General features: G+C 52.5%; 23 protein-coding genes. 9 read left to right on the plus strand and 14 right to left on the minus strand.

Annotated features, from left to right (window positions below):
- Positions 1 to 4 precede the first annotated feature (4 nt).
- Entirely contained in the window at positions 5 to 1,162 is a 1,158-nt protein-coding gene (locus JM656_RS01970) for an efflux RND transporter periplasmic adaptor subunit (protein ID WP_203359790.1), read from the minus strand.
- A 407-nt stretch (positions 1,163 to 1,569) separates the two neighbouring features.
- Between JM656_RS01970 and envR the strand changes: the two genes are divergently transcribed.
- A complete protein-coding gene (envR, locus tag JM656_RS01975) occupies positions 1,570 to 2,232 on the plus strand; it encodes an acrEF/envCD operon transcriptional regulator (protein WP_203359791.1) in 663 nt (220 codons plus the stop codon).
- Between the two features lie 53 nt (positions 2,233 to 2,285).
- On the opposite strand, the gene JM656_RS01980 is transcribed toward envR, so the two are convergent.
- From JM656_RS01980 to JM656_RS02035, 12 genes are all read right to left on the minus strand, one after another.
- Complete coding sequence (locus JM656_RS01980) at positions 2,286 to 2,450, minus strand: DUF2556 family protein (RefSeq protein ID WP_203359792.1); 165 nt, start codon at positions 2,448 to 2,450, stop codon at positions 2,286 to 2,288.
- Between the two features lie 82 nt (positions 2,451 to 2,532).
- Entirely contained in the window at positions 2,533 to 3,417 is an 885-nt protein-coding gene (yhdJ, locus tag JM656_RS01985; RefSeq protein WP_203359793.1) for an adenine-specific DNA-methyltransferase, read from the minus strand.
- An 86-nt stretch (positions 3,418 to 3,503) separates the two neighbouring features.
- Entirely contained in the window at positions 3,504 to 3,800 is a 297-nt protein-coding gene (gene fis / locus JM656_RS01990) for a DNA-binding transcriptional regulator Fis (RefSeq protein ID WP_000462905.1), read from the minus strand.
- A 25-nt stretch (positions 3,801 to 3,825) separates the two neighbouring features.
- The gene (dusB, locus tag JM656_RS01995; RefSeq protein WP_192613679.1) at positions 3,826 to 4,791 is read right to left on the minus strand and encodes a tRNA dihydrouridine synthase DusB; all 966 of its coding nucleotides are present in this window, start codon (positions 4,789 to 4,791) and stop codon (positions 3,826 to 3,828) included.
- Positions 4,792 to 5,150: 359 nt separating this feature from the next.
- Positions 5,151 to 6,032: a 50S ribosomal protein L11 methyltransferase gene (prmA, locus tag JM656_RS02000; protein WP_203359794.1), complete on the minus strand. Its 882-nt coding sequence runs from the start codon at positions 6,030 to 6,032 to the stop codon at positions 5,151 to 5,153.
- A gap of 11 nt (positions 6,033 to 6,043) precedes the next feature.
- Complete coding sequence (gene panF / locus JM656_RS02005) at positions 6,044 to 7,495, minus strand: sodium/pantothenate symporter (protein WP_203359795.1); 1,452 nt, start codon at positions 7,493 to 7,495, stop codon at positions 6,044 to 6,046.
- Positions 7,485 to 7,727, minus strand: coding sequence for a YhdT family protein (locus JM656_RS02010; protein WP_203359796.1), 243 nt, complete (start codon positions 7,725 to 7,727; stop codon positions 7,485 to 7,487). The genes panF and JM656_RS02010 overlap by 11 nt, the downstream gene beginning before the upstream one ends.
- 108 nt (positions 7,728 to 7,835) lie before the next feature.
- Complete coding sequence (gene accC / locus JM656_RS02015) at positions 7,836 to 9,185, minus strand: acetyl-CoA carboxylase biotin carboxylase subunit (RefSeq protein ID WP_203359797.1); 1,350 nt, start codon at positions 9,183 to 9,185, stop codon at positions 7,836 to 7,838.
- 10 nt (positions 9,186 to 9,195) lie between these two features.
- Positions 9,196 to 9,666: an acetyl-CoA carboxylase biotin carboxyl carrier protein gene (gene accB, locus JM656_RS02020; protein ID WP_203359798.1), complete on the minus strand. Its 471-nt coding sequence runs from the start codon at positions 9,664 to 9,666 to the stop codon at positions 9,196 to 9,198.
- A 392-nt stretch (positions 9,667 to 10,058) separates the two neighbouring features.
- The gene (msrQ, locus tag JM656_RS02025; protein WP_203359799.1) at positions 10,059 to 10,658 is read right to left on the minus strand and encodes a protein-methionine-sulfoxide reductase heme-binding subunit MsrQ; all 600 of its coding nucleotides are present in this window, start codon (positions 10,656 to 10,658) and stop codon (positions 10,059 to 10,061) included.
- Positions 10,659 to 11,663: a protein-methionine-sulfoxide reductase catalytic subunit MsrP gene (msrP, locus tag JM656_RS02030; protein WP_203359800.1), complete on the minus strand. Its 1,005-nt coding sequence runs from the start codon at positions 11,661 to 11,663 to the stop codon at positions 10,659 to 10,661.
- A 118-nt stretch (positions 11,664 to 11,781) separates the two neighbouring features.
- Positions 11,782 to 12,756 (minus strand): MDR family oxidoreductase, encoded by a 975-nt coding sequence (locus JM656_RS02035; protein ID WP_203359801.1) that lies wholly within the window; start codon positions 12,754 to 12,756, stop codon positions 11,782 to 11,784.
- A gap of 268 nt (positions 12,757 to 13,024) precedes the next feature.
- Between JM656_RS02035 and csrD the strand changes: the two genes are divergently transcribed.
- The 8 genes from csrD (at position 13,025) to tldD (ending at position 25,397) form a co-directional block, all read left to right on the plus strand.
- Positions 13,025 to 14,965 (plus strand): RNase E specificity factor CsrD, encoded by a 1,941-nt coding sequence (gene csrD, locus JM656_RS02040; protein WP_203359802.1) that lies wholly within the window; start codon positions 13,025 to 13,027, stop codon positions 14,963 to 14,965.
- A gap of 307 nt (positions 14,966 to 15,272) precedes the next feature.
- Positions 15,273 to 16,316, plus strand: coding sequence for a rod shape-determining protein MreB (mreB, locus tag JM656_RS02045; protein WP_000913396.1), 1,044 nt, complete (start codon positions 15,273 to 15,275; stop codon positions 16,314 to 16,316).
- Positions 16,317 to 16,380: 64 nt separating this feature from the next.
- Positions 16,381 to 17,397: a rod shape-determining protein MreC gene (gene mreC, locus JM656_RS02050; RefSeq protein WP_192613668.1), complete on the plus strand. Its 1,017-nt coding sequence runs from the start codon at positions 16,381 to 16,383 to the stop codon at positions 17,395 to 17,397.
- Positions 17,397 to 17,885 (plus strand): rod shape-determining protein MreD, encoded by a 489-nt coding sequence (mreD, locus tag JM656_RS02055; RefSeq protein WP_162379308.1) that lies wholly within the window; start codon positions 17,397 to 17,399, stop codon positions 17,883 to 17,885. Before mreC ends, mreD begins: the two co-directional genes overlap by 1 nt.
- Before the next feature lie 8 nt (positions 17,886 to 17,893).
- The gene (locus JM656_RS02060; protein ID WP_203359803.1) at positions 17,894 to 18,487 is read left to right on the plus strand and encodes a nucleoside triphosphate pyrophosphatase; all 594 of its coding nucleotides are present in this window, start codon (positions 17,894 to 17,896) and stop codon (positions 18,485 to 18,487) included.
- On the plus strand, positions 18,477 to 19,946 hold the full coding sequence (gene rng, locus JM656_RS02065; protein WP_192613665.1) for a ribonuclease G: 1,470 nt from the start codon (positions 18,477 to 18,479) through the stop codon (positions 19,944 to 19,946). The genes JM656_RS02060 and rng overlap by 11 nt, the downstream gene beginning before the upstream one ends.
- Before the next feature lie 129 nt (positions 19,947 to 20,075).
- On the plus strand, positions 20,076 to 23,876 hold the full coding sequence (yhdP, locus tag JM656_RS02070) for an AsmA2 domain-containing protein YhdP (RefSeq protein WP_203359804.1): 3,801 nt from the start codon (positions 20,076 to 20,078) through the stop codon (positions 23,874 to 23,876).
- 75 nt (positions 23,877 to 23,951) lie between these two features.
- Positions 23,952 to 25,397 carry a metalloprotease TldD gene (gene tldD / locus JM656_RS02075; RefSeq protein ID WP_203359805.1) on the plus strand — a complete coding sequence of 482 codons (1,446 nt, stop codon included), beginning with the start codon at positions 23,952 to 23,954 and terminating at the stop codon, positions 25,395 to 25,397.
- Between the two features lie 82 nt (positions 25,398 to 25,479).
- Here tldD and aaeR read toward each other — a convergent pair whose 3' ends face one another.
- Positions 25,480 to 26,409 (minus strand): HTH-type transcriptional activator AaeR, encoded by a 930-nt coding sequence (gene aaeR, locus JM656_RS02080; protein ID WP_203359806.1) that lies wholly within the window; start codon positions 26,407 to 26,409, stop codon positions 25,480 to 25,482.
- Positions 26,410 to 26,575: the final 166 nt, after the last annotated feature.

Here is a 26,575-nt window from a genome sequence, read left to right on the forward strand (position 1 = left end):
TACCTTATTGCGCCGGATCGGCTGTCGGGGCGTCGGTGGTTGCTTTGACATGGATACCCTGGCGAACTTTCTGTAATCCGCTAACAATGACTTTGTCACCGGGTTGCAAGCCTTCACTGATGAGCCATTTATCGCCAATCGCCTGCGTGGCGATAACCGTGCGGGTTTCTGCCTGACTGTGTTTGTTGACAATCATCACGGTGGCATCGCCGCGAGGTGTGCGAGTGACACCTTGCTGCGGAACGAGGATGGCATTGGGCTGGATCCCTTCATCAATACGCGCGCGAACAAACATGCCGGGAAGCAGGGTGTACTGAGGGTTAGGAAAAACGGCTCTGAGCGTTATTGAGCCAGTGCTTTCGTCAACCGTCACATCAGAGAATTGCAGGGTGCCTTTCAGCGGATATGCCTGGCCATTCTCCATGACAAGCTCAACATCGCTGCGGGTATTGTCCTTGTGCAGGCTTCCTTGTTCGACTGACTGTCTGAGGCGCATAAAGTCGTTGCTGGATTGCGTCACATCCACATAAATAGGATCAAGCTGCTGCACGGTCGCCAGCGCGGTTGACTGACCATTGGTCACCAGAGCGCCTTCGGTTACGTTGGATTTACCAATCCGTCCGCTAATTGGCGATGTCACTTTGGTGTAAGCAAGGTTGATGTGTGCGCTCTCAACAGCTGCTTTTGCCGCAACCACCGCTGCATCGGCCTGACGAGCATCAGCAACGGCCTGATCGTACTCTTGTTGGCTGATGTATTTTGTTCCTACTAACGGAACATAACGTTTCACGGTTAAATGCGCGATAGTGGCCGCAGCTTCACTTTTTGCCAGTTCACCTTTGGCGCTGTTGTAATCGGCCTGATACGTCGCGGGATCGATCTGGTAAAGCGACTGACCAGCTTCAACATCGCTGCCTTCAGTAAAATTCCTTTTGAGAACAATTCCACTTACCTGAGGGCGTACTTCTGCAATTCGAAATGAGGCCGTGCGTCCAGGCAGCTCAGTAGTGATAGCGAGAGGTGCGGATTCGACCACATGAACGGAGACTTGTGGTTCTGCGGGATTCACCTGTGTTTCCCCTTGATCGTTACAACCGGCAAGTAACGCAGCAGAGATGATGATGAATGAGGGCAGGAGTGAAAACCTGGCATATTTCGTCATTACTGTTCCTTAAAAAAACCAAAAGCTCGTTATTTACCGGGTAACGGTAAGGCGTTAACGTGTACAAATAAAATAACAGTTGGCTATCCTACAAATTATTAGCTTGCGATGTAAGCAATACTTATTTCATTGCGATGCCAACGGCACGGAAACACAAAAAAAGATTAACATTTTGCATTCTTTAAATGATTGGGGAGGTAAAGCTTTGATGTTTATTAACACATCTTGAAATTTATATTTATGTTATGAATGTTTAACGTTTTTATATGTTCCTCATTTATTGTTTTTTTTGAATATTTAGTGCTTAATTAAAAGTAAGTGATACATTCCTTCACTATTAAAGATATTATGAGATTGTCTTAATCATCTCTTTATCGCCACTTACTCTGTCCCAGACACGCTGAATCATGGTTAAAAAAACGAAAGCTGATGCCCTCAAGACCCGGCAACACTTGATTGAAACGGCAATAACGCAGTTTGCCTTGCGCGGTGTAGGCAATACCACCTTAAACGATATCGCGGATGCGGCGAACGTCACCCGTGGGGCTATCTATTGGCATTTTGAAAATAAAAATCAGCTTTTTAATGAGTTGTGGTTGCAACAACCCGCACTGCGCGATCTTATTCAGGACAGATTGACATCTTACCCAGGGGATAATCCGTTAAAGAACCTGCGTGAGAAATTAGTTGCTGGTTTACAATATATTGCAGAAAACCCAAGGCAGCAGGCGTTATTGCAAATTTTATATCATAAATGTGAATTCCTTAACGGCATGACATCAGAACAGGAAATTCGAGATAAAATTGGCTTCAGCCATCAGACAATGCGTGAGCTACTTCAACAATGCATGGCGAAAAGTTTGATTTCAATCAGCCTTGATTTAGATGTCATATTAATTATTCTGCACGGCAGTTTTAGCGGAATAGTAAAAAACTGGTTAATGAGTCCGGCAAGTTATGATCTCTACAACCAGGCGCCCGTATTAGTCGATAATGTTCTGAGAATGCTAAGCCCGGAGGGTTGCGTGATGCAATTGATGCAGAGCGACAACCGCGTTGAGGAGGCATAATCGCCTTTTGCTGATGCTCTTCATTGAACATGAGTGAGTCGGATGCCCTGGCCTTACTGGAGGTCGGTACAATTGACCAGTTTGAGGGGGTTGACGGAGTTCATATTACGGCACTTGTCATATTCTGTGGTCATCAGTTCGATCCATTGCATGAGTAGCGCATCAAACAGGAAAACAGAAACAGCAAAAACAACCAGCCACCAATATTTGCGAATCATTGCCAAACTCCGTGTATTCATGCCCAAACGTGCAGGGAATATACAGGAATTTTGATAGTGGAAAAGCAGACTTACAATGCTTTTAATTCGTTGAATCCACACCCGTCGTTTCTGTATTACGGCTCTTTTTTGACAAGTTTTTCGTCTTCCGCTTTTTCACTTTTTCAAGGTCTTTTTCCGAATAATGCGAACTGATACTCAGTCTTCGCAGGCCCATTTTGACGTATTCATTATTGACTTCGATACCGATAAATTTTCGCCCCGCGTCTACCGCGACGGCTCCGGTGGTGAAACTCCCTGCAAACGGATCCAATACGGTATCACCCGGATTTGAGGAGGCCAGCACGATCCGCTTTAACAGTGCCGTGGGTTTTTGCGTTGGATGGTTTTCGTATTCATCCATCAAGAAACGCACCCGTGGGAAGTCCCAGACATTTCCGGGCACCTTTTGCTGATTGTAGGGTTGCGGCGGGTTTTTCCTGTAATCGATCAGCGCTCTTTTGGCGCCGGTTTTGGCTTCAACCAAAATATCTTCCCGATTGAAGGTATAACTTTTGGGGTCTTTGACCATCATCAGGATCGGTTCATACATCGAACCAAAGAAATTTTTAGCCTGCACACCTGAGCTGTCGTATGACCATACGATACGGCTTTTAATATCAAACAGCTTTCTGCATTTAAGATCGATATGCGGCATGTTTTCGGTGCTGTTCATGATATACATCGTGCCCTGTTTCTTCAGTACCCGGTGGCACTCATCGATACATTCGAACAGCCAGGTAAGAAAAACCTCTTCGTTCCATGATTCGACCATGCCATCGAAGTCTTTTCCGATGTTGTAAGGGGGATCGGCAAAGATCAGGTCGACGCTGCCGGAGGGCAGTTTTTTCAGTTCAGTCAGCGCATCACCATGGATTATTTTTTTAGATTCATCGCCATAGTAGTTGGGGGCAAATCCAGCATTCATGGTTAAACTCCTGTGTGATGCGAATAAAAAAGGCGCTTCCCCATGCCGAGTAGCGCCTTTTTAAACAAGCAATTAGCTAATCGAAATTAGTTCATGCCGTACTTTTTCAATTTTTTACGCAGCGTACCACGGTTGATGCCCATCATCAGGGCAGCGCGGGTCTGGTTACCACGGGTGTATTGCATCACCATGTCCAACAGGGGCTGTTCTACTTCAGCCAGTACCAGCTCATAGAGGTCATTCACATCCTGACCATTCAGTTGAGCAAAATAGTTCTTCAGTGCCTGTTTAACCGAGTCACGCAGGGGTTTTTGGGTTACCTGATCCTGAGAGTTAACGGTAGAAACGGTCAGTACGTCAGAATTTACGCGTTGTTCGAACATAGTTCTGTCAGCTCTTTATTTCTGTTTACGCAAAATTTTCGAAGTATGCCTCCAACGCCACCAGCTGTTCGCTGGCATCCTCAATGGCGTTGAATGTGCGCCGAAACTGGTCATTTGGAGCGTGCTCCTGGAGATACCAGGAGACGTGTTTACGTGCAATTCGGTACCCTTTTGCCTGACCATAAAAGTCATGCAGTTCCCGAACGTGCGCGCAAAGTAAGCGCTTAACCTCTGCCAGAGGCAGGGGGGGTAGCAACTCCCCAGTGTCCAGATAATGCTGGATTTCCCGAAAGATCCAGGGTCTTCCCTGAGCTGCACGGCCTATCATAAGGGCGTCCGCCCCCGTATAGTCGAGTACAGCTCTGGCTTTATGCGGGTCAGTTATGTCGCCATTCGCGATAATCGGAATGGAAACTTTCTGCTTAACTGTCCGAATGCTGTCGTACTCAGCATCTCCATTGAACAAACAGGCGCGGGTGCGTCCATGAATGGTCAGAGCCTGAATGCCACAGTCTTCAGCCAGTTGGGCAATCTCTACGCAGTTACGGTGTTCCGGAGCCCAACCGGTGCGAATCTTGAGAGTGACAGGAACGTCCACAGCACTGACGACCTCGTTGAGTATCGACTTCACGAGATCCGGGTACTGTAGTAGGGCTGAACCTGCAAGCTTGCGATTCACTTTTTTAGCCGGACACCCCATATTGATATCAATAATTTGGGCGCCGCTTTCCACGTTAATACGTGCGGCATCAGCCATTTCAACAGGGTCGCTACCGGCAATTTGCACCGTGCGAATTCCTGGCTCATCAACGTGCACCATCCGTAAACGAGATTTGTCGCTTTCCCACACTTGCGGGTTAGAAGACATCATCTCAGATACTGTTAAACCTGCTCCCATCTCATAACACAGCGTCCGAAAAGGTCTGTCAGTAATGCCAGCCATGGGCGCTGCGATCAGGCGATTTCTAAGCTGGTATTGTCCGATGCGCATGAGTTAAGAAATGACCATACTGTGACTGCAAGGCGGCGTATATTACGCATTTTTTGCCCGAGATGAAAGGCCAAACTTTGACCAATCCTCTGAGGTGGATCAAAGAATCGCAGTTAAAGCGGACGGTAATTATTAATAGATTATATAAATCATTGAGTTATAAATTTACGCGGGAAATTTATACGTCTGCAATTTTGCGTAACTTCTCATTTTTTCTTCATTGAGAAGTGCGCAAACAAGATAATCTGCTGAATTAATCAGCAAATTATCGTCTGACTCTGTGATCGCGGCCTCATTACAGGACAATCCCGCCCACCTCTCGGGACAAGAGGCGTGGTCGAATAACCACGCCGAATGTATTACTTTTTACGACCGGTAATACGACACCATTCTTCTTTCTCTACCACGGGGTCGAGGGTAAAGAGATCGGCGTACGCTTCACAAACACTGTCTGCCTGACTGGCGAGGATGCCAGAAAGTCCCAGTAAACCGCCCTCAGTGGGCAGTACGCTGATTAACGGCGCCAGTTCGCGTAAAGGGCCTGCCAGGATGTTTGCCACGACCACATCGGCTTTCATGGCTTCTGGCTGGTCTTTTGGCAAATAGAGTTCCAGGCGCTCGGATACGCCATTACGTTGGGCATTGTCACGGCTGGCCTGAATGGCCTGTGGGTCAATATCCACACCGATCGCTTTTGCTGCGCCCAGTTTCAGGGCCGCAATAGCCAGAATGCCGGAGCCACAGCCAAAGTCGATAACCGTCTTACCGTTCAGATCAAGTCCATCCAGCCATTGCAGGCACAATGAGGTGGTAGGGTGCGTACCGGTACCAAACGCCAGACCCGGGTCCAGCATGACGTTAACGGCGTTTTCATCCGGAACATCGCGCCAGCTTGGGCAAATCCACAGACGTTCACCAAAGCGCATCGGGTGGAAGTTATCCATCCATTCGCGCTCCCAGTCTTTGTCTTCAAGCTGTTCGATTTTATGCACGAAGCCCGCACCCAGCAGAGGATGGTTCTCAAGGATGGCCACCACCTCTTTCATGTCGGTTTCGGCGTCGAAAAGGCCAGTCACATCCGTATCGCCCCAAAGACGGGTTTCGCCCGGCAACGGTTCAAACACCGGCGTATCGTGCGTATCCTGGAAGGTGATAGAAACGGCGCCCGCTTCCATCAGCGCATCGCTTAACTCTTCAGCATTCGCACCGGTGGTATTCAGTTTCAGTTGGATCCAAGGCATAGCAAAACTCTTTATTTATCAGTAATCAATACGGAGGCTTGTGGGGCGGGTGAACCAAAACGGTTCCCGACCAGGAAAGCCAACAAACTTAGCAGCAACGAGGGCACAATAGGGTGGAAGCCCATGTACTGAACATTAAAGGTGGCCAGTACGGCATACAGCACACCACCGACGATCATGGCGCTCAATGCGCCTGCCGCATTCGCTCGTTCCCAATACAGGCCAAGTACCAGAGGCCACAAGAACACCGCTTCCAGCCCGCCGAATGCCAGCAGATTCAGCCAGATGATCATCTCGGGCGGTTTCCACGCGGCAAGGAGCAGCAACGCGCCGAGCAAAAGGGTGATCACCGCCGACATCCGCTTGAGCCGTGTTTCATTGGTCATCTGTTCCGGGCGAATGTTCAGATAGAGATCTTTAATGATCGTAGCGGAACTTTGCAGCAACTGGGCGTTGATCGTCGACATGATCGCCGCCATGGGGGCCGCCAGAAAGATCCCTGCGGCAAAGGGCGGCAACACTTTGACCATCAGCGTCGGGATAACCAGATCGGGCACCGTCAGGTCGGGGATGACCGCACGGCCCAACGCACCGGCCAGGTGCATACCGAACATCAGGATCGCCACCACAATTGTGCCGATAATGATTCCCCGGTGCACTGCTTTACTGTCTTTATAGGAGATGCAGCGCACCGCCGTATGCGGCAGGCCGATAACGCCGAAACAGACCAGCACCCAAAACGAGGTCATAAAGGCTGGCGACAGAATATCGTCCGCACCCTGTGGTGACACCAGCTTCGGATCGATCGTTTGCAAAGTTTCTACGGCGTGGCTTAAACCGCCTGCAGCATGCACCACGCCCACCAGCAGGACGATTGTGCCAATCAGCATCACCATGCCTTGCATGGTGTCGTTGAGCACGCTGGCGCGAAAACCACCAAATGCAGTGTACAGCGCGATACTGATACCAAAAATCAGCAAGCCGGTATCGTAAGGGATCCCCGCCGCTGTCTCCAGCAGACGCGCGCCACCAATAAATTGCACGGTCATTGCGCCCACAAAGGCCACCAGTAAGCTGATACTTGCCAGCCACACCAGAAGACGGCTTTGGTAACGGGCAAACAGCATATCGTTAAGCGTCACGGCGTTGTAACGTCGTGCCAGGATGGCAAATTTTTTACCGAGAATGCCCAGCGAGAGCCAGACTGCAGGTAACTGGATCATCGCCAGCAGCACCCAACCCAGCCCGTATTTATAGGCGGCGCCGGGGCCGCCTATAAATGAACTGGCGCTGATGTAGGTGGCGGTCAGCGTCATCGCCAGGACAATCCCCCCCATCGAGCGACTACCGAGAAAATACTCGTTCAGGAAGCTGCCGGTGGCTCTTTTTCTCATGGCGTAGACCGAGAGGCCAAAGACCACCAGAAGATAAGCAACAAGCGGCAAAATGACTTCAAGCTGCATCGTCATCCTCCAGAGGAATATCGCGATAGATAAATTTCACCATTGCCCAGCAGAGTAAAATAAAGACCAGCGGCGTTAGCAGACAGGCCATTTCAAACCAGTGCGGCAGTCCGGTAATGCCCAGCGCCGAATCAGGTAAGTAAGCAGCCACTAACCAAGCAGCCAGATATAAAAGGGTCAGCCACAGCGCCCAGCGCGCTTCTTTATGGGCCTGAACAAAACGGTTGTCCATTTTTTGTCCCTTGTGGATGAAGAAAGCGGGGATTGTACATGATGGGGCATAACTCCCCCCAGAAATAAAAAAGGCCGGATAATCCGGCCTTTTTCAGTTAGCGCATGCTTACTTGTCTTGCAGACCGAGTTTCTTCTCCAGATAGTGGATGTTGGTTCCACCATTCTGGAAGTGCTCGTCGCTCATGATACGCATCTGCAGTTCAACGTTGGTTTTGATACCGTCGATGATCAGCTCCTGCAGGGCGTTCTTCATGCGGGCAATCGCCACGTCACGGTTTTCGCCGTAGCAGATAAGTTTACCGATCATTGAGTCATAGTACGGCGGTACGGTGTAACCGGCGTAGATATGAGATTCCCAACGTACACCAAAGCCACCCGGCGCGTGGAAACGCGTGATTTTACCCGGGCTTGGCAGGAAGGTGTTCGGGTCTTCGGCGTTGATACGGCATTCTACCGCATGGCCTTTAACCACAACTTCGTCCTGTTTGATTGACAAAGGCTGACCGGCAGCAATACGCAGCTGCTCTTTGATCAGGTCAACACCGGTGATCATTTCGGTAACCGGGTGTTCAACCTGAATACGGGTGTTCATTTCAATGAAGTAGAACTCGCCGTTTTCGAACAGGAACTCGAAAGTACCCGCACCGCGATAGCCGATATCGACACACGCTTTAGAGCAGCGCTCACCGATGTAGCGACGCAGTTCCGGCGTAATGCCCGGTGCTGGAGCCTCTTCGACCACTTTCTGGTGACGACGCTGCATGGAGCAGTCACGTTCTGCCAGATAGATAGCGTTACCTTGACCATCAGCCAGCACCTGAATTTCGATGTGGCGTGGGTTTTCCAGGTATTTTTCCATGTAAACCATGTCGTTGCTGAAAGCGGCTTTCGCTTCAGCTTTGGTCATGGAGATGGACTGCGCCAGTTCAGCATCGCTACGCACAACGCGCATACCGCGACCGCCGCCACCGCCAGACGCCTTGATGATAACCGGGTAGCCAATGCGTTTAGCATGTGCACGGTTAGCATCCATATCGTCAGTCAGAGGGCCGTCAGAGCCTGGTACGGTTGGGACACCGGCTTTTTTCATTGCGGTGATTGCAGACACTTTGTCGCCCATCAGGCGGATAGTGTCGGCTTTCGGGCCGATGAAGATAAAGCCAGAGCGTTCAACCTGCTCAGCAAAGTTGGCGTTCTCAGAGAGGAAGCCGTAACCCGGATGAATTGCCACCGCGCCGGTGATTTCAGCGGCGCTGATGATAGCCGGGATGTTCAGATAGCTTTTTACGGACGGAGCCGGGCCAATACAGACCGTCTCATCCGCCAACAATACGTGTTTTAAATCGCGATCCGCGCTTGAGTGCACAGCGACAGTCTTGATGCCCAGTTCTTTACAGGCACGAAGAATACGCAGTGCGATCTCGCCGCGGTTGGCGATAACAATTTTATCCAGCATGTTCGCCTCGTTATTCGATGACGACCAGCGGCTCGTCAAATTCTACCGGCTGACCACTTTCGACCAGAATCGCTTTCACCACGCCGGATTTATCGGCTTCGATCTGGTTCATCATTTTCATGGCTTCAACGATGCACAGGGTATCGCCCGCGTTAACTTTCTGACCGATTTCGATGAACGCTTTTGCATCCGGGCTCGGCGTGCGGTAGAAGGTACCAACCATCGGGGAACGTACGATGTGACCACTGATTTCCGCTGCGGCAGGCGCTTCCATCGCTGGAGTTGTCGCTGTGGCGACAGCGTTAGACAGAGCTGGCTGCTGCATCATCGGTGCAGCGTAAGCTTGTTGCATCACTGGGAAACTTTGCATTGGCGCTGCACGGCTGATGCGTACAGACTCTTCGCCTTCAGAAATTTCCAGTTCGGAGATGCCTGATTCTTCAACCAGCTCGATCAGTTTTTTAATCTTACGAATATCCATGAGTGGGTTCCGTACTCTTTGTTTAGTGTGATTGTGACAGGCAGTTTTACTGCCGTCTGTAAAGCGTGTGTCCCGACGCTGGCATCAAGTGAATCTCCAGTCAGATCGGGACGCCGGTATATTTGGCCTCACGTTGTGATATGAGACTTGTCGGACATTGTGCTGCGATCTTCTGCAATTCTCCGGCAAAAAACAAAATATACCTTCAATGCGCGAATGTCACCTTTTCAGCGGCTTAAAAACCCTGTCAGGGAAACCAAAGTCGCACATTATAACGATTTCGTAGCAATTGGCAGCTAAATACTGGTCTTATCAGGGAAGATAATCAACCGCTAACCTGTAAACGCCATCAGAGAGTCTGTGTTTTGCAACAAGCCGCACATATCCGGCAACTACCGCCACCACTGGCGGAACTTCTTGTAACGCCATGCCAAAAGCGCGAACGCAAGCAGCGCATAAATGACCGGTTGCGGGGAGATAATTTTTACCGACCACAGGTAATGAATGGGCGCAAGAATCGCCACAAGATAGACGAAGTTGTGCAAAAGTTGCCAGCGTTTACCCAGTTTTCGTTGTGCAGCCTGCGTGGACGTTAATGTGAGGGCCAACAATATAGTCCAACTGATAATCCCCAGCACCAAATAGGGGCGCGTAATCAACTCGCGACCGAACAGCGCAAGATTATTAATACCTAACTCCAGCGTCGCATAGCTGGTCAAATGCAGCGTCGCCCAGGCGAAACACCATAGCCCTAATAAGCGACGGATGCGTATCAATAATGGCTGTTTAGCGTAGCGCGCCAGAGGGGTGACGAGCAAGGTCGCCAGCAGGAATTTCAGTGCAGTCCTACCGGTAAAATGTTGAATATCTTTGACGGGGTCAGCGCTTAATCCCCCGTTGTTCACTGCCCAAACGAGCCACAAAAACGGTAATAAACCGGCGAGATGTAAAAGCACTTTCAGCCAGATTATCTGTTTTACTGACAATCGCACTTAGAAATTCTCCCGCAAATTCAAACCGCGATAGAGAGCGGCAACGTCATCGGCATAACCGTTGAACAGAAGTGTAGGTTGGCGTTGCACATCAAGAATACCGCCTGAACCGATAAAACGTTCTGTCGCTTGCGACCAGCGAGGGTGATCGACCTGTGGATTCACATTCGCATAAAAACCGTACTCGTTAGGGGCGGCCAGATTCCAGGTGGTAGGAGGGCGCTCACGGGTCAACTTGATACTTACAATCGACTTAATCCCTTTAAAACCATACTTCCACGGTACGGTTAAACGGATAGGAGCACCGTTTTGCGGAGGGAGCGCTTTGCCATATACCCCGACGGTGAGCAGCGTGAGCGGGTGCATCGCTTCATCCAGGCGCAGCCCCTCAACGTAGGGATATTTCAGCCCTCCGCCAATAAAACGATCTTTTTGCCCCGGCATTTGGTCGGGCGCGTAGAGGGTTTCGAATGCGACATATTTGGCGTTGCTGGTGGGTTCAACCAGCGCCAGCAATTTATGCAGAGGAAAACCAATCCAGGGGACGACCATGGACCACGCTTCAACGCAACGCATGCGGTAAATGCGCTCTTCAAGCGGAAAACGCGTGGTTAGCGCATCATGATCCAGCGTTAAGGGTTTCGCCACCTCACCGCTGATCTTCAGGATCCAGGGATCGGTTTTCAAACTGCCCGCATTGGCCGCCGGGTCTGCTTTATCCAGGCCAAATTCGTAGAAGTTGTTATAGCCGGAGACTTTATCGGCTGGCGTTAACGGCAGATCGTTTTGCCAGGCCGAAGGCTTACTGAACTTCAGCGGCTTACCGGCGGGTGCTGGCGGGCGATCGTTGCCTTTAAACCAATCCAGGAGATCGGCATGGGCAGTGGCGGGTAGTGACAGGGCCGCAGCGCTGATCCCTAACGCTTTGAGGACCTGGCGGCGTTGCATAAAAAAAGCCGATTCGGCAGTGACATCGGCTTCTGTAAATGGACGTATTTTTTTCATAACAGACCCCGGTATACGCGCCATGGCTCACGGGTGGCGCGTAGTTACTATGGCAGGAAGTCTGTCAATGTGCTGCGAAATTTAGTTAATAAAGTGTAAATTTCTGATGCGTGCGCCCTTATTTTACCTTCACCAGCGTGCGGCCCTGGATCTGGTTATTAATGATAGCATTCGCAAACTTCGGTGCGTCAGCCAGGGTAATTTCCGTTGCTGCCTGTGTATAGAAGGATTCCGGCAGATCGTTGGCCAGACGTTTCCATGCTTGCGCACGGCGAGCTGCGGGGGTCATGACCGAATCCACGCCCTGCAAACGCACATTGCGCAGGATAAACGGCATCACCGTGGTGGGCAGAGTAAACCCTCCCGCCAGTCCGCAGGCGGCGACACAGCCGCCGTAGTTCATTTGCGCCAGCACCTTTGCCAACACCTTGTCGCCGACAGTATCAATTGCGCCAGCCCAGAGCTGTTTCTCTAGCGGGCGAGATTCGGCAAATTCATCGCGGCCGAGAATGCGGTTTGCGCCAAGGCTGCGCAGATAGTCATGGGTACTTTCACGGCCCGACACCGCCGCGACCTGATAACCCAGCTTATGCAGTAGCGCAACGGCGGTACTGCCCACTCCACCGCTGGCGCCAGTGACCACAATCTCACCGTCTTCAGGACGAATGCCCGCATCTTCCAGCGCCATTACGCACAGCATTGCCGTAAATCCGGCGGTGCCGATGACCATCGCTTTACGGCCATCCAGCCCTTGTGGAAGGGCAACCAGCCAGTCGCCTTTCACCCGTGCGCGTTCTGCCAGACCGCCCCAGTGGTTTTCACCGACTCCCCAGCCGGTCAGTAGCACCTCTTGCCCAGCATGGAAACGGGGATCGTCGCTTGCGCAAACCGTACCTGCGAAATCAATTCCAGGAATCATCGGAAAATGACGGATAATTTTACCTGTGCCCGTGATAGCGAGAGCGTCTTTGTAGTTCAGGCTCGACCAGTGTATGTCTACCGTCACATCACCTTCCGGCAGCTGACTTTCCTCGATGGTCTGAACGGAAGCGAGGGTTTTACCGTCCTGCTGTTCTAAGATCAAAGCCTGCATAACCTGTCCTCAATTTGCATGTGCCCGTCGTTTTTCAAGCGGCAACCCGAAATCCAGTGGGCATCGTGGATTGGAAAATTATCTACGAAGACTATACTCGCTAATTAAAACGTGATGTCGATTCAGCGCAATAAATTGCCAGATATACCTGATTTGGTAGTATGCCCGCACACTTTGCGCAACAGAGCGGATTTCGTATTTAGTTTTGCGTTTTCGCGTCGCTTTATCACTCTTATGCAGTTTTATAACTATCGGAGTTAACACAAGGATGCGATTAACGACGAAATTTTCAGCTTTTGTTACGTTGCTCACTGGGCTAACGATCTTCGTGACGCTCATTGGCTGCTCGCTGAGTTTCTACAACGCCATTCAGAACAAGTACGCCAGCCGCGTTCAGGCGGTTGCCACGGCGATCGATACCCGTCTCGTCTCCAGCGATTTCGTCACATTGACGCCCCAGGTTAACGAACTGATGATGTCGGCCGATATTGTACGCGCCGATCTTCTGCAGGGAACCCGGCAGGTTTACAGCTATTCACGTCACAGCAGTTATCGTCCGGCAGGCACCAACAATCTTTATCGCGAGCTGACGGTGCCTTTGATGAAGCAACCAGGAATGTCATTGCATCTGGTGTACCAGGATCCGATGGGCAATTATTTCCATTCGTTGATGACCACCGCACCGCTGACGCTGGCGATTGGATTCATTATTCTGATGCTGTTTCTGGCGGTGCGTTGGCTGCAGCGTCAGCTTTTCGGCCAGGAACTGCTGGAGGTGCGCTCGACGCGCATTTTAAACGGCGAGCGTGGGCCAAACGTGCGTGGTTCAGTGTATGAGTGGCCAGCGCGAACCAGTAGCGCGCTCGACATGCTGCTCTCTGAAATTCAGAATGCCCGCGAACAACGCAGTCGGCTGGACACGCTGATCCGCTCCTACGCAGCGCAGGATATAAAAACAGGGTTGGGCAACCGCCTGTTTTTTGATAACCAACTGGCGACGTTGCTGGAAGACCAGGAGAAGGTTGGCGCGCATGGCGTGGTGATGATGATCCGTCTGCCTGACTTTAATCTTCTGCGCGACAGTGGGGGGCGTAACCTTGCTGAAGAGCAACTGTTCATGCTTATTAATCTGCTCTCGACATTCATCATGCGCTACCCGGGGTCGCTACTGGCGCGCTATCACCGCAGCGACTTCGCCGTTTTATTACCGCACCGCACACTGAAAGAATCTGAAAGCATTGCCGGGCAACTGCTAAAAGCGGTCGATGCGTTGCCGGTGAATAAAATGCTCGATCGGGACGATATGATGCATATCGGTATTTGCGCCTGGCGCAGCGGGCAGTCAACGGAACAAGTGATGGAACATGCTGAAGCCGCCACCCGCAATGCGGTATTGCAGGGAGGGAACAGCTGGGCGGTTTATGACGATTCCCTGCCGGAAAAAGGCCGTGGCAACGTGCGCTGGCGGACACTCATTGAGCAGATGCTGACTCGCGGCGGGCCGCGAATTTATCAAAAACCGGCGGTGACGCGCGAAGGCCGTGTACACCATCGGGAGCTGATGTGCCGCATTTTTGATGGCGAAGAAGAGGTGATTGCCGCGGAATACATGCCGATGGTGCTGCAGTTTGGCTTGTCGGAAGAGTACGACCGCCTACAGATCGGCCGCCTGATCCCATTATTAGGGTACTGGCCGCAAGAATCCCTGGCCATGCAGGTGACCGTGGAGTCGTTAATTCGTCCCCGTTTTCAGCGCTGGTTGCGTGATACCTTGATGCAATGTGAAAAATCGTATCGCAAACGCATAATTATTGAACTTGCAGAGGCTGATGTGTGTCAACACATCAGCCGGTTACAGCCGGTTATTCGTCTGGTGAACGCGCTTGGCGTTAGGGTGGCGGTTACGCAGGCTGGTTTGACGCTGGTAAGCACCAGTTGGATTAAAGAGCTCAATGTCGAATTACTCAAGCTGCATCCCAGCCTGGTAAGAAACATTGAGAAGCGAACAGAGAACCAACTGTTGGTTCAAAGTCTGGTGGAGGCTTGCACGGGCACCCATACGCAGGTTTACGCCACGGGCGTTCGATCGCGTAGCGAGTGGCGCACACTGACCGAGCGCGGAGTGGCGGGTGGACAGGGCGATTTTTTTGCCTCATCACAGCCACTTGACACAAACGTGAAAAAATATTCGCAAAGATACTCGGTTTAACCTGCCGTTTAATTTGTTTTCACGTAGAATAACGCGCGCTGTGCCTCATGGGGGTGTGCTTGTCTGCTCGCCAGATTGTTGCAGCAAATATGCAGGTGAATGACCTTTGACAGGTTGCAAATGCGGGCGAGGATGGCTGCTGATGTACTCAGCCCTGAGGGACTCAGGCAGAGATTTGTAACAAAGGAAACGAACTGCACTAATTTTCACCGTAGCAGATGATTTTTGCGCCTTGTCGCTGCTGCGTGTGGTTGGTAAAGTAAGCGGATTTTGTTTTCCGCCCCAGCTTTCAGGATTATCCCTTAGTATGTTGAAAAAATTTCGTGGCATGTTTTCCAATGACCTGTCCATTGACCTGGGTACCGCGAATACCCTGATTTATGTAAAAGGACAAGGCATCGTATTGAATGAGCCTTCCGTTGTGGCCATTCGTCAGGATCGTGCCGGCTCACCAAAAAGCGTGGCTGCAGTAGGTCATGATGCGAAGCAGATGCTGGGGCGTACGCCGGGCAATATCGCTGCGATTCGCCCAATGAAAGACGGCGTTATCGCTGACTTCTTCGTGACTGAAAAAATGCTCCAGCACTTTATCAAGCAAGTGCACAGCAACAGCTTTATGCGTCCAAGCCCTCGCGTACTGGTGTGTGTTCCGGTTGGCGCGACGCAGGTTGAACGTCGTGCGATTCGTGAATCCGCTCAGGGTGCAGGCGCTCGTGAAGTGTTCCTGATTGAAGAACCGATGGCGGCGGCCATTGGTGCTGGTCTGCCGGTTTCCGAAGCAACCGGTTCTATGGTTGTTGATATCGGTGGCGGTACCACTGAAGTTGCGGTTATCTCCCTGAACGGTGTGGTTTACTCTTCTTCCGTACGTATTGGTGGTGACCGTTTCGACGAAGCGATCATCAACTACGTGCGTCGCAATTACGGCTCTCTGATCGGTGAAGCCACCGCAGAGCGTATTAAACATGAGATCGGCTCTGCCTATCCGGGCGACGAAGTGCGCGAAATCGAAGTTCGCGGTCGTAACCTGGCTGAAGGCGTTCCGCGTGGCTTTACCCTGAACTCAAACGAGATTCTGGAAGCGCTGCAGGAACCGCTGACCGGTATCGTGAGCGCGGTGATGGTTGCACTGGAACAGTGCCCGCCAGAGCTGGCGTCCGATATCTCCGAGCGTGGTATGGTTCTGACCGGCGGTGGCGCATTGCTGCGTAACCTTGACCGTCTGTTAATGGAAGAGACCGGTATCCCAGTCGTTGTTGCTGAAGATCCGCTGACCTGTGTGGCGCGCGGCGGCGGCAAGGCGCTGGAAATGATCGACATGCACGGCGGCGACCTGTTTAGCGAAGAGTAGTCGAGTGCAGGCAGGGCAGTCCGTGGACTGCCCTTCCGCTCTGACACGAGAATACGCATAGCCTATGAAGCCCATTTTTAGCCGTGGTCCGTCGCTACAGATTCGCCTCATTCTGGCGGTGCTGGTTGCGCTCGGCGTGATTATTGCCGACAGCCGCCTGGGTACGTTCAGTCAAATTCGAACGTACATGGATACCGCCGTCAGTCCTTTCTACTTTATTTCAAATGGTCCCCGGGAATTGCTCGACGGCGTGTCGCAAACGCTGGCGTCGCGTGACCAACTCGAACTTGAAAACCGGGCCTTGCGCCAGGAATTGCTGCTGAAAAACAGCGAAATACTGATGCTGGGGCAATATAAACAGGAGAACGCGCGTTTGCGCGAGCTGCTGGGATCGCCGTTGCGTCAGGATGAGCAAAAGATGGTGACTCAGGTCATCTCAACGGTGAACGACCCTTACAGCGATCAGGTGGTGATCGACAAAGGCAGCGTTAACGGCGTTTATGAAGGCCAGCCGGTCATCAGTGACAAGGGCGTGGTCGGTCAGGTTGTTGCAGTTGCAAAACTGACCAGCCGTGTGCTGCTGATTTGCGACGCGACGCACGCGTTGCCGATTCAGGTTCTGCGTAACGATATTCGCGTTATCGCTGCGGGCAATGGTTGCACGGATGATTTGCAGCTTGAGCATTTACCGGCCAATACCGATATTCGCGTTGGTGATGTGCTGGTGACATCCGGTCTGGGCGGTCGGTTCCCGGAAGGGTATCCGGTTGCCGTGGTCTCTTCCGTTAAGCTGGATACTCAGCGTGCTTACACCGTAATTCAGGCCCGTCCGACGGCAGGTTTACAGCGCCTGCGTTACCTGTTGTTGCTGTGGGGCGCTGACCGTAACGGTGCGAACCCGATGACGCCGGAAGAAGTGCACCGTGTAGCAAATGAACGCCTGATGCAGATGATGCCGCAAGTTCTTCCTGCGCCAGACGCGATGGGGCCGCCTGCGCCCGTTCCAGCTCCTGCGACAGGGATAACCCCACCGCCAGCGGATGCGACAACGCCACCGCCCCGCGCGCCGGGAGGGCAATAGTGGCAAGTTATCGTAGCCAGGGACGCTGGGTTATCTGGCTCTCGTTTCTGATCGCACTTTTGCTGCAAGTCATGCCCTGGCCGGACGACATTATCGTCTTCCGGCCAAACTGGGTGCTGCTCATCTTGTTGTACTGGACGCTTGCGCTACCGCACCGCGTAAATGTCGGTACGGGGTTTGTGATGGGTGCCATACTGGATTTGATAAGCGGCTCAACGCTTGGCGTGCGGGCGTTGTCCATGAGCATCATTGCCTATTTGGTCGCACTAAAATTTCAGCTATTCAGAAACCTGGCGCTCTGGCAACAGGCGCTGGTGGTAATGCTACTTTCTCTGGTCGTCGATATTATTGTGTTCTGGTCCGAGTTTTTAGTGATCAACGTCTCTTTCAGACCTGAAGTATTCTGGAGTAGTGTAGTCAATGGTGTGCTCTGGCCATGGTTATTCTTGCTGATGCGTAAAGTGCGTCAGCAGTTCGCGGTGCAATAAAGGTTTTTATGACGTCTCTGTATTTAGCTTCCGGTTCTCCGCGTCGTCAGGAGCTGTTAACACAGCTTGGCGTCTCTTTTGAACGTATCCTTACCGGTGTTGAAGAAAAACGCGGCGAAGGAGAAAGCGCTCAACAGTATGTCTCTCGTCTGGCACGAGAAAAGGCGCAAGCGGGTGTGGCGCAAACGCCGCGTGATTTACCGGTGCTGGGCGCAGATACCATCGTTATCCTGGGTGGTGAAGTGCTGGAAAAACCGCGTGATGCTGCGCACGCGGCGCAGATGTTGCGCAAAATGTCCGGACAAACGCACCAGGTGATGACCGCCGTTGCGCTGGCTGACAGCCAGTACGTGCTGGACTGTCTGGTGGTGACAGAGGTGACTTTCAGAGCACTGACCGACGAGGACATCGCAGGCTATGTCGCCAGCGGTGAACCGATGGATAAAGCAGGTGCATACGGTATTCAGGGGCTGGGTGGCTGTTTTGTCAGGAAGATAAATGGCAGCTATCACGCCGTGGTCGGCTTACCGCTGGTTGAAACGTATGAGTTGCTGAGTAATTTTAACTCACTGCGTGAGAAAAGGGATACACATGACGGCTGAATTGTTGGTAAACGTAACGCCATCGGAAACACGAGTAGCGTACATTGATGGCGGTATTCTTCAGGAAATTCATATTGAACGTGAAGCGCGACGCGGAATCGTAGGCAATATCTACAAAGGTCGTGTGAGTCGTGTACTTCCGGGTATGCAGGCGGCTTTTGTAGATATTGGACTGGATAAAGCCGCATTTCTTCACGCTTCAGACATTATGCCGCACACCGAGTGCGTGGCCGGTGAGGAACAAAAAAACTTCACCGTGCGTGACATCTCTGAGTTAGTGCGTCAGGGACAGGATCTGATGGTGCAGGTGGTGAAAGATCCGCTCGGCACAAAAGGCGCCCGCCTGACCACGGACATTACGCTGCCTTCCCGCTATCTCGTCTTTATGCCTGGCGCATCACACGTTGGTGTTTCTCAACGTATTGAAAGCGAAGCCGAACGTGAACGCCTGAAAAATGTGGTCGCTGATTATTGCGACGAGCAGGGCGGATTTATCATTCGTACGGCGGCGGAAGGGGTATGCGAAGAGGATCTGGCATCAGATGCCGCCTATCTCAAACGCGTCTGGACCAAAGTCATGGAGCGCAAAAAGCGCCCGCAAACCCGCTATCAGATGTATGGCGAACTGGCGCTGGCACAACGTGTTTTACGCGATTTTGCCGACGCGCAACTCGACCGGATCCGCGTGGATTCCCGCCTGACTTACGAGGCGCTGCTGGAGTTCACCGCAGAATATATTCCAGAAATGACCAGTAAGCTGGAGCACTACAGCGGACGTCAGCCCATTTTTGATCTCTTTGATGTCGAAAATGAGATCCAGCGGGCACTGGAGCGTAAAGTTGAGCTGAAATCTGGCGGCTATCTGATTATCGATCAGACTGAAGCCATGACCACTGTTGATATTAATACTGGCGCGTTTGTGGGGCATCGAAACCTCGATGACACCATCTTCAATACCAACATTGAAGCGACCCAGGCCATTGCCCGACAGCTGAGATTGCGCAATCTGGGCGGGATTATCATTATCGATTTTATCGACATGAATAATGAAGATCACCGACGCCGCGTGCTGCATTCACTGGAACAGGCGCTCAGCAAAGATCGCGTGAAGACCAGCATCAACGGCTTTTCGCAGCTGGGGCTGGTGGAGATGACACGCAAGCGTACGCGCGAAAGTGTGGAACATGTGCTATGCAATGAGTGTCCGACTTGCCACGGGCGCGGTACGGTGAAAACGGTCGAAACCGTCTGCTATGAGATCATGCGTGAAATTGTCCGCGTTCATCATGCTTACGACTCAGATCGTTTCCTGGTCTATGCTTCTCCTTCCGTTGCGGAGACGTTGAAAGGCGAGGAGTCGCATGCGTTGGCAGAAGTGGAAATCTTCGTCGGCAAGCAGGTCAAAGTGCAAATTGAACCGCTCTATAACCAGGAGCAGTTTGACGTAGTAATGATGTAAAACGACTGTGCCCGATGGCGCTGCGCTTATCGGGCCTACAAACCAGGCGTAGGCCGGATAAGGCGTTCACGCCGCCATCCGGAGAAGTGGGTTTGTGAGTCATATTTTTAGGTAGACAAGGAGAGACGCGTGAGGCGATTGCCGGGGATTTTATTGCTCACTGGAGCCGCGCTCGTTGTCGTCGCAGCGCTGCTGGTCAGTGGACTGCGCCTTGCGTTACCCCATCTGGACAGCTGGCGACCAACGATTCTTTCCCGGATTGAGTCGGCGACGGGGATCCCTGTCTCTGCCAGCCAACTGAACGCCAGCTGGCAAAATTTCGGCCCCACACTCGAGGCGAAGGATATTCACGCCAGCCTGAAAGATGGCGGTGAACTCTCCGTAAAGCGCGTCACGCTGGCGCTGGATGTCTGGCAAAGTCTGCTGAACATGCGCTGGCAGTTTCGCGACCTGACCTTCTGGCAGTTGAATATCCGCACCAATACGCCGATCCAGCGCAACGAGAGCAGTGACGGGTTTGAAACCAACCGCATTAGCGATCTCTTCCTGCGTCAGTTTGATCACTTCGATCTGCGCGACAGCCAAATCAGTTTTCTTACCCTTTCAGGCCAGCGCGCTGAACTCGCGATCCCGCAACTTACCTGGCTAAACGGCAAAGACAGACACCGCGCTGAAGGGCAGGTTAGCCTCTCCAGCCTCACCGGACAGCATGGCGTAATGCAGGTTCGTATGGATCTGCGAGACGATGAAGGGCTACTGAACAATGGCCGGGTCTGGCTACAGGCTGATGACATCGACGTGAAGCCGTGGCTGGGTAAATGGATGCAGGACAATGTGGCGTTACAGACGGCACGTTTTAGCCTGGAAGGTTGGATGACGCTTAGCAAAGGCGAAGTCTCCGGCGGCGATATCTGGCTTAAACAGGGGGGGGCGAGCTGGAAGGGCGACAATAATGCACACTCCCTTTCCGTCGACAATCTGACCGCGCATATCAGTCGCGCACAACCGGGTTGGCAATTTTATATTCCGAATACCAGCATAACGCTGGATAACAAGCCCTGGCCGCGTGGGGCGCTGACCTTAGCCTGGGTTCCGGAACAGGAAGTGGGCGGGCAGAACAATAAACGTAGTGATGAATTACGTATTCGCGCCAGTAACCTTGAACTGTCCGATATGGACGGATTGCGCCCTGTCGTCACAAAACTCTCCCCTGCGCTGGGTGACATCTGGCAAGCCACACAGCCGAGCGGAAAGATTGACATCCTGGCGCTGGATATTCCCCTGCAGGCGACTGAAAAAACCCGCTTTCAGGCCTCATGGAATGATCTGGCCTGGAAACAATGGAAACTGTTACCCGGTGCGGAGAATTTCTCCGGCACGCTGTCGGGGAGCGTTGAAAATGGTGCGCTGACGGCCTCGATGCAACAGGCCAAAATGCCGTATGAAACCGTCTTCCGCGCGCCATTGGAAATTGAACGCGGCGTAGCGACGTTGAACTGGCTGAAGAACGATAAGGGTTTTCAGTTAGACGGGCGAAATATTGACGTTAAGGCAAAAGCTGTCCATGCGCGCGGCGGTTTCCGTTATCTGCAGCTTGCGGGCGATGAACCCTGGCTAGGCATTCTGGCGGGCATCAGCACGGACGACGGTTCTCAGGCCTGGCGCTACTTCCCGGAAAACCTGATGGGCACCGCGCTGGTCGATTATCTCAGTGGCGCGATTCAGGGGGGCCAGGCGGATAATGCCACGCTGGTCTATGGCGGTAATCCACGTCTGTTCCCGTATAAACATAATGAAGGTCAGTTCCAGGTTCTGGTGCCGCTGCGTAATGCGAAATTTGCGTTTCAGCCGGACTGGCCCGCGCTGACAGATCTCAATATTGAGCTCAACTTCCTGAACGATGGCCTGTGGATGAAGACCGATGGCGTCAATCTGGGCGGCGTCAGGGCCAGCAATTTGACGGCGAATATCCCTGACTACAGCAAAGAAAAACTGCTGATTGATGCGGATATCAAGGGGCCAGGTAAAGCGGTCGGTCCCTATTTCGACGAAACACCACTGAAGGATTCTCTTGGCGCGACGCTGGAACAACTCCAGATTGACGGTGATGTGAATGCTCGCTTACATCTCGACATCCCGCTGGATGGTGAGCAGGTGACGGCGAAGGGCGATGTTTCATTGAACAACAACAGCTTGTTCATTCAACCGCTCGACAGCACGCTGAAAAATCTGACCGGCAAATTTAGTTTTGTGAATGGCAATCTCAAGAGCGAGCCGCTGACGGCGAGCTGGTTTAATCAGCCGCTGAATGTGGATTTCTCTACCAACGAAGGCGCGAAAGCTTATCAGGTCGCGGTCAATCTCAAGGGCAACTGGCAGCCAACCCGCATGGGCGTGCTGCCAGAGCAAGTCAATGGTGCGTTAAACGGCAGCATGGCGTGGAACGGCAAAGTGGGGATCGATCTCCCGTATCACGCAGGTGCGACGTACAACATCGACATGACGGGCGATCTACGAAATGTAAGTAGTCACTTACCCGCGCCGTTAAATAAACAACCCGGTGAACCGTTGCCTGTGAATATTAAAGCAACGGGTAACTTGCAGAGTTTCGACCTGACAGGCAGCGCAGGCAATAAAAACCATTTTAATACCCGCTGGCTGCTGAATCACAAATTGACGCTGGACCGTGCTATCTGGACAACCGATAGCCACACAACGCCGCAATTGCCGGAGAAAGAAGGTGTTGAACTCAACCTGCCGGCCATGGATGGTGCAGAATGGTTAGCGTTGTTCCAGAAAGGTGCGGCAGATAATGTCGGCGCCAATGCAAATTTCCCTCAGCGTATTACGCTGCGTACGCCTTCTCTGTCTCTTGGCGGGCAGCAGTGGAATAACCTGAGTATTGTCTCAGAACCCTCGTCGAATGGCGCTCAGGTTGCTGCACAGGGGCGAGAGATCAACGCCACGCTGGCGATGCGTAATAACGCGCCATGGCTGGCAAATATTAAGTACCTCTATTACAACCCAAATGTAGCGAAGAGTAGCGAAAGCGCGCCATCACCCTCACCGTTCTCGTCGAATGACAGAGTGAGTTTCCGTGGCTGGCCGGACGTACAGCTGCGTTGTGAAGAGTGCTGGATGTGGGGACAAAAATACGGGCGTATCGACGGGGATGTGGGCATCAAAGGCGACACGCTGACGCTGTCTAATGGGTTGCTGGATACCGGTTTTGCCCGACTGACGGTAGACGGCGAGTGGGTAAATGTCCCTGGCCGTGAACGCACATCGTTCAAAGGTAAATTGCGCGGTAACAAGATTGACGCTGCTGTGGGATTCTTTGGTTTCTCAACGCCGATCCGTAATGCGTCGTTTAATGTGGATTACGATCTGCACTGGCGGAACCCGCCGTGGCAGCCTGAAGAATCCTCGCTTAACGGTATTTTAAAAGTGCATCTTGGCAAAGGTGAGATTACGGAGCTGAGCACCGGTCATGCCGGTCAATTACTGCGTTTGCTGAGCTTTGATGCCCTGTTACGTAAGCTGCGTTTTGATTTCAGTGATACCTTTAACGAAGGTTTTTATTTCGATTCCATTCGCAGCACGGCGTGGATTAAAGACGGCGTCCTGAATACAGACGACACGCTGGTGGATGGTCTGGAGGCCGATATCGCCATGAAGGGGTCGGTAAATCTGGTGCGTCGGGAGCTCAATCTGGAGGCGGTTGTGGCGCCGGAGATCTCCGCGACAGTGGGCGTGGCGGCTGCGTTTGCGGTTAACCCGATCGTCGGCGCGGCAGTGTTTGCCGCCAGTAAAGTGCTGGGGCCGTTGTGGAGCAAAGTGTCGATTCTGCGCTACCGCATCACGGGTCCGGTAGACAAACCGCAGATTAACGAAGTCCTGCGCCAGGCGCGTAAAGAAAGCCCGCAATGATTTGACGGGGGCGAGTAATTGCCCCAATCTCAGTAAATAGAACTTCTACCGCAGTAACTAACGAGTAGCAAAACGATGAGTCTGAACCTGGTAAGTGAACAATTGCTAGCAGCGAATGGCCTGAAACATCAGGATCTGTTCGCTATTCTGGGCCAACTGGCCGAACGCCGTCTTGATTACGGCGATCTCTATTTTCAGTCGAGCTATCACGAATCCTGGGTTTTAGAAGACCGCATCATTAAAGATGGTTCTTACAACATCGATCAGGGCGTCGGTGTACGTGCGGTCAGCGGTGAAAAAACCGGATTTGCTTACGCGGATCAGATAAGCCTGCTGGCGCTTGAACAAAGTGCTCACGCGGCGCGTACCATTGTGCGTGACAGTGGCGACGGTAAAGTGAAAACGCTGGGGGCCGTGGAGCATCAGGCGCTGTATACCTCTGCTGATCCGCTGCAAAGCATGAGCCGTGAAGAGAAGCTGGACATTCTGCGCCGCGTGGACAAAGTGGCGCGTGAAGCCGACAAACGTGTGCAGGAAGTGACTGCCAGCCTGACCGGCGTTTATGAGCTTATTCTGGTGGCTGCGACCGACGGTACGCTGGCGGCAGATGTTCGCCCGCTGGTGCGCCTGTCTGTCAGCGTACAGGTTGAAGAGGACGGTAAACGCGAGCGCGGCGCCAGCGGCGGCGGCGGTCGTTTTGGCTATGAGTTTTTCTTAGGCTCGCTGGACGGCGAAGTGCGCGCGGATGCCTGGGCAAAAGAAGCGGTACGTATGGCGCTGGTAAATCTCTCTGCGGTTGCTGCGCCTGCGGGAACGCTGCCGGTGGTATTGGGCGCAGGCTGGCCGGGCGTGTTGCTGCACGAAGCGGTAGGGCACGGACTGGAAGGCGATTTCAACCGTCGTGGTACGTCAGTCTTCAGCGGCCATATGGGTGAGCTGGTGGCTTCTGAACTCTGTACCGTGGTTGACGACGGCACGATGGTTGACCGCCGTGGCTCTGTCGCCATCGATGACGAAGGGACGCCAGGCCAGTACAACGTATTGATCGAAAACGGCATCCTGAAAGGGTACATGCAGGATAAACTGAATGCGCGTTTGATGGGCGTTGCGCCTACAGGGAACGGGCGTCGTGAGTCGTATGCGCACCTGCCGATGCCGCGTATGACCAACACCTACATGTTGCCAGGAAAATCCACGCCGCAGGAAATTATCGAATCGGTTGAATACGGGATCTACGCGCCTAACTTTGGCGGCGGCCAGGTGGATATCACTTCCGGCAAGTTTGTGTTCTCGACCTCAGAAGCCTATCTGATCGAAAACGGAAAAGTGACCAAGCCGGTCAAAGGCGCCACGCTGATTGGCTCAGGTATTGAAGCCATGCAGCAAATTTCGATGGTCGGCAATGACCTGAAACTGGATAACGGCGTTGGCGTCTGCGGTAAGGAAGGACAAAGCCTGCCGGTTGGCGTGGGTCAGCCGACGCTGAAGGTGGATAACCTGACGGTGGGTGGTACTGCCTGATTATCAGAGGCCGGATATACCCGGTCTGTGAATTTGATTCTTGCTCCAGGCCCGATACGCGCAGCGCTATCGGGCCTTATTATTACTTTTTCTTTCCTCTGCCGTACATCCCCTGAAACAGCTTCGCCACGTCGACAAAGTAGTCCGTCAGATAGTTGATAACCACCTGCACTTTTAAGGGCAATTTGTCTTTTTCGGTGTACAACGCGTAGACCGGACGGGGATCCGACTGATAACGGGGCAGTAAGATCTCAAGCTCTCCCCGATTGATCTCGTTGATCACCCACATCAGCGGGACGTAGGCGATCCCGGCACCTACCGTCAGCCAGCGGCTGAGCGTCATAGGATCGTTGGTCACGAATCTTCCCTGAGGGATTAGCCGGGTGGAGATCCCTTCCGGGGCGATCAGCTCAAATTCGTTATCCGGTCGCACGCTGTATTCCAGCCAGGAGTGGTTGCTGAGATCGGCAGGTTTTTCCGGTACGCCAAATTGTGCGAGATAGCTTTTTGCGGCGCAGACCACCATCGGCATGGCTCCCAGACGGCGAGAAAACAGGCTCGAGTCCTGCAACGCACCGACCCGAATCACGACGTCCAGACCGTCGGCAATCAGGTCAGGGGCTGGAATACCTGTCACCAGGTTCACCGTGAGTCCGGGGTATTCCTTCAGCATCCTGGCGGTCAGTCCGGCAAGGACATTTTGCGCCATGGTTGAAGAACAGCCGATGCGCAACGTACCGATAGGAGTATTGTTAAACGCGTAGAGCTGCTCATGTACATCCTGGACTTCATGCAACATTCGGCGGCAGCCCTGGTAGTAAATTTTACCGGCTTCGGTAAGGCCAATGCTGCGAGTACTGCGGTTCAGCAGCTTCACCTGCAGTTCATCTTCCAGTTTTGCCACGGTCTGGCTAATGGAGGAGACGCTCATTTGTAGCTGTCTGGCAGCGGCGGTAAAGGAGCCAAATTCGACCACTTTGGCAAACACCGACATCCGTTTTAATCGTTCCATTATTCACTCTGGCTTAAAAGTGATTTAGATCACATATTATAGATAACAGCATAACAGTTACGCTAATATATTATTATTCAAATAACAGCAGTGTCGCTCTCGCCTGGCTTTCCTTGCCCTTCTCTGCGGTGACATTGGCTAATAACGCTATCGCCTGCACTCTCTC

The organism is Citrobacter sp. R56, assembly GCF_016811995.1.
GTDB lineage: Bacteria > Pseudomonadota > Gammaproteobacteria > Enterobacterales > Enterobacteriaceae > Citrobacter_D > Citrobacter_D enshiensis.

What these genes read in the sequence shown, in the direction of transcription:
- mreB (WP_000913396.1), top strand. Translation starts at nt 15,273, where the DNA reads ATGTTGAAAAAATTTCGTGGCATGTTTTCCAATGACCTGTCCATTGAC.
- accC (WP_203359797.1), bottom strand. Translation starts at nt 9,185, where the DNA reads ATGCTGGATAAAATTGTTATCGCCAACCGCGGCGAGATCGCACTGCGT.
- msrP (WP_203359800.1), bottom strand. Translation starts at nt 11,663, where the DNA reads ATGAAAAAAATACGTCCATTTACAGAAGCCGATGTCACTGCCGAATCG.
- yhdJ (WP_203359793.1), bottom strand. Translation starts at nt 3,417, where the DNA reads ATGAATGCTGGATTTGCCCCCAACTACTATGGCGATGAATCTAAAAAA.
- fis (WP_000462905.1), bottom strand. Translation starts at nt 3,800, where the DNA reads ATGTTCGAACAACGCGTAAATTCTGACGTACTGACCGTTTCTACCGTT.
- JM656_RS02035 (WP_203359801.1), bottom strand. Translation starts at nt 12,756, where the DNA reads ATGCAGGCTTTGATCTTAGAACAGCAGGACGGTAAAACCCTCGCTTCC.
- JM656_RS02060 (WP_203359803.1), top strand. Translation starts at nt 17,894, where the DNA reads ATGACGTCTCTGTATTTAGCTTCCGGTTCTCCGCGTCGTCAGGAGCTG.
- envR (WP_203359791.1), top strand. Translation starts at nt 1,570, where the DNA reads ATGGTTAAAAAAACGAAAGCTGATGCCCTCAAGACCCGGCAACACTTG.
- accB (WP_203359798.1), bottom strand. Translation starts at nt 9,666, where the DNA reads ATGGATATTCGTAAGATTAAAAAACTGATCGAGCTGGTTGAAGAATCA.
- JM656_RS02010 (WP_203359796.1), bottom strand. Translation starts at nt 7,727, where the DNA reads ATGGACAACCGTTTTGTTCAGGCCCATAAAGAAGCGCGCTGGGCGCTG.
- panF (WP_203359795.1), bottom strand. Translation starts at nt 7,495, where the DNA reads ATGCAGCTTGAAGTCATTTTGCCGCTTGTTGCTTATCTTCTGGTGGTC.
- mreC (WP_192613668.1), top strand. Translation starts at nt 16,381, where the DNA reads ATGAAGCCCATTTTTAGCCGTGGTCCGTCGCTACAGATTCGCCTCATT.
- rng (WP_192613665.1), top strand. Translation starts at nt 18,477, where the DNA reads ATGACGGCTGAATTGTTGGTAAACGTAACGCCATCGGAAACACGAGTA.
- tldD (WP_203359805.1), top strand. Translation starts at nt 23,952, where the DNA reads ATGAGTCTGAACCTGGTAAGTGAACAATTGCTAGCAGCGAATGGCCTG.
- JM656_RS01980 (WP_203359792.1), bottom strand. Translation starts at nt 2,450, where the DNA reads ATGATTCGCAAATATTGGTGGCTGGTTGTTTTTGCTGTTTCTGTTTTC.
- prmA (WP_203359794.1), bottom strand. Translation starts at nt 6,032, where the DNA reads ATGCCTTGGATCCAACTGAAACTGAATACCACCGGTGCGAATGCTGAA.
- csrD (WP_203359802.1), top strand. Translation starts at nt 13,025, where the DNA reads ATGCGATTAACGACGAAATTTTCAGCTTTTGTTACGTTGCTCACTGGG.
- aaeR (WP_203359806.1), bottom strand. Translation starts at nt 26,409, where the DNA reads ATGGAACGATTAAAACGGATGTCGGTGTTTGCCAAAGTGGTCGAATTT.
- JM656_RS01970 (WP_203359790.1), bottom strand. Translation starts at nt 1,162, where the DNA reads ATGACGAAATATGCCAGGTTTTCACTCCTGCCCTCATTCATCATCATC.
- dusB (WP_192613679.1), bottom strand. Translation starts at nt 4,791, where the DNA reads ATGCGCATCGGACAATACCAGCTTAGAAATCGCCTGATCGCAGCGCCC.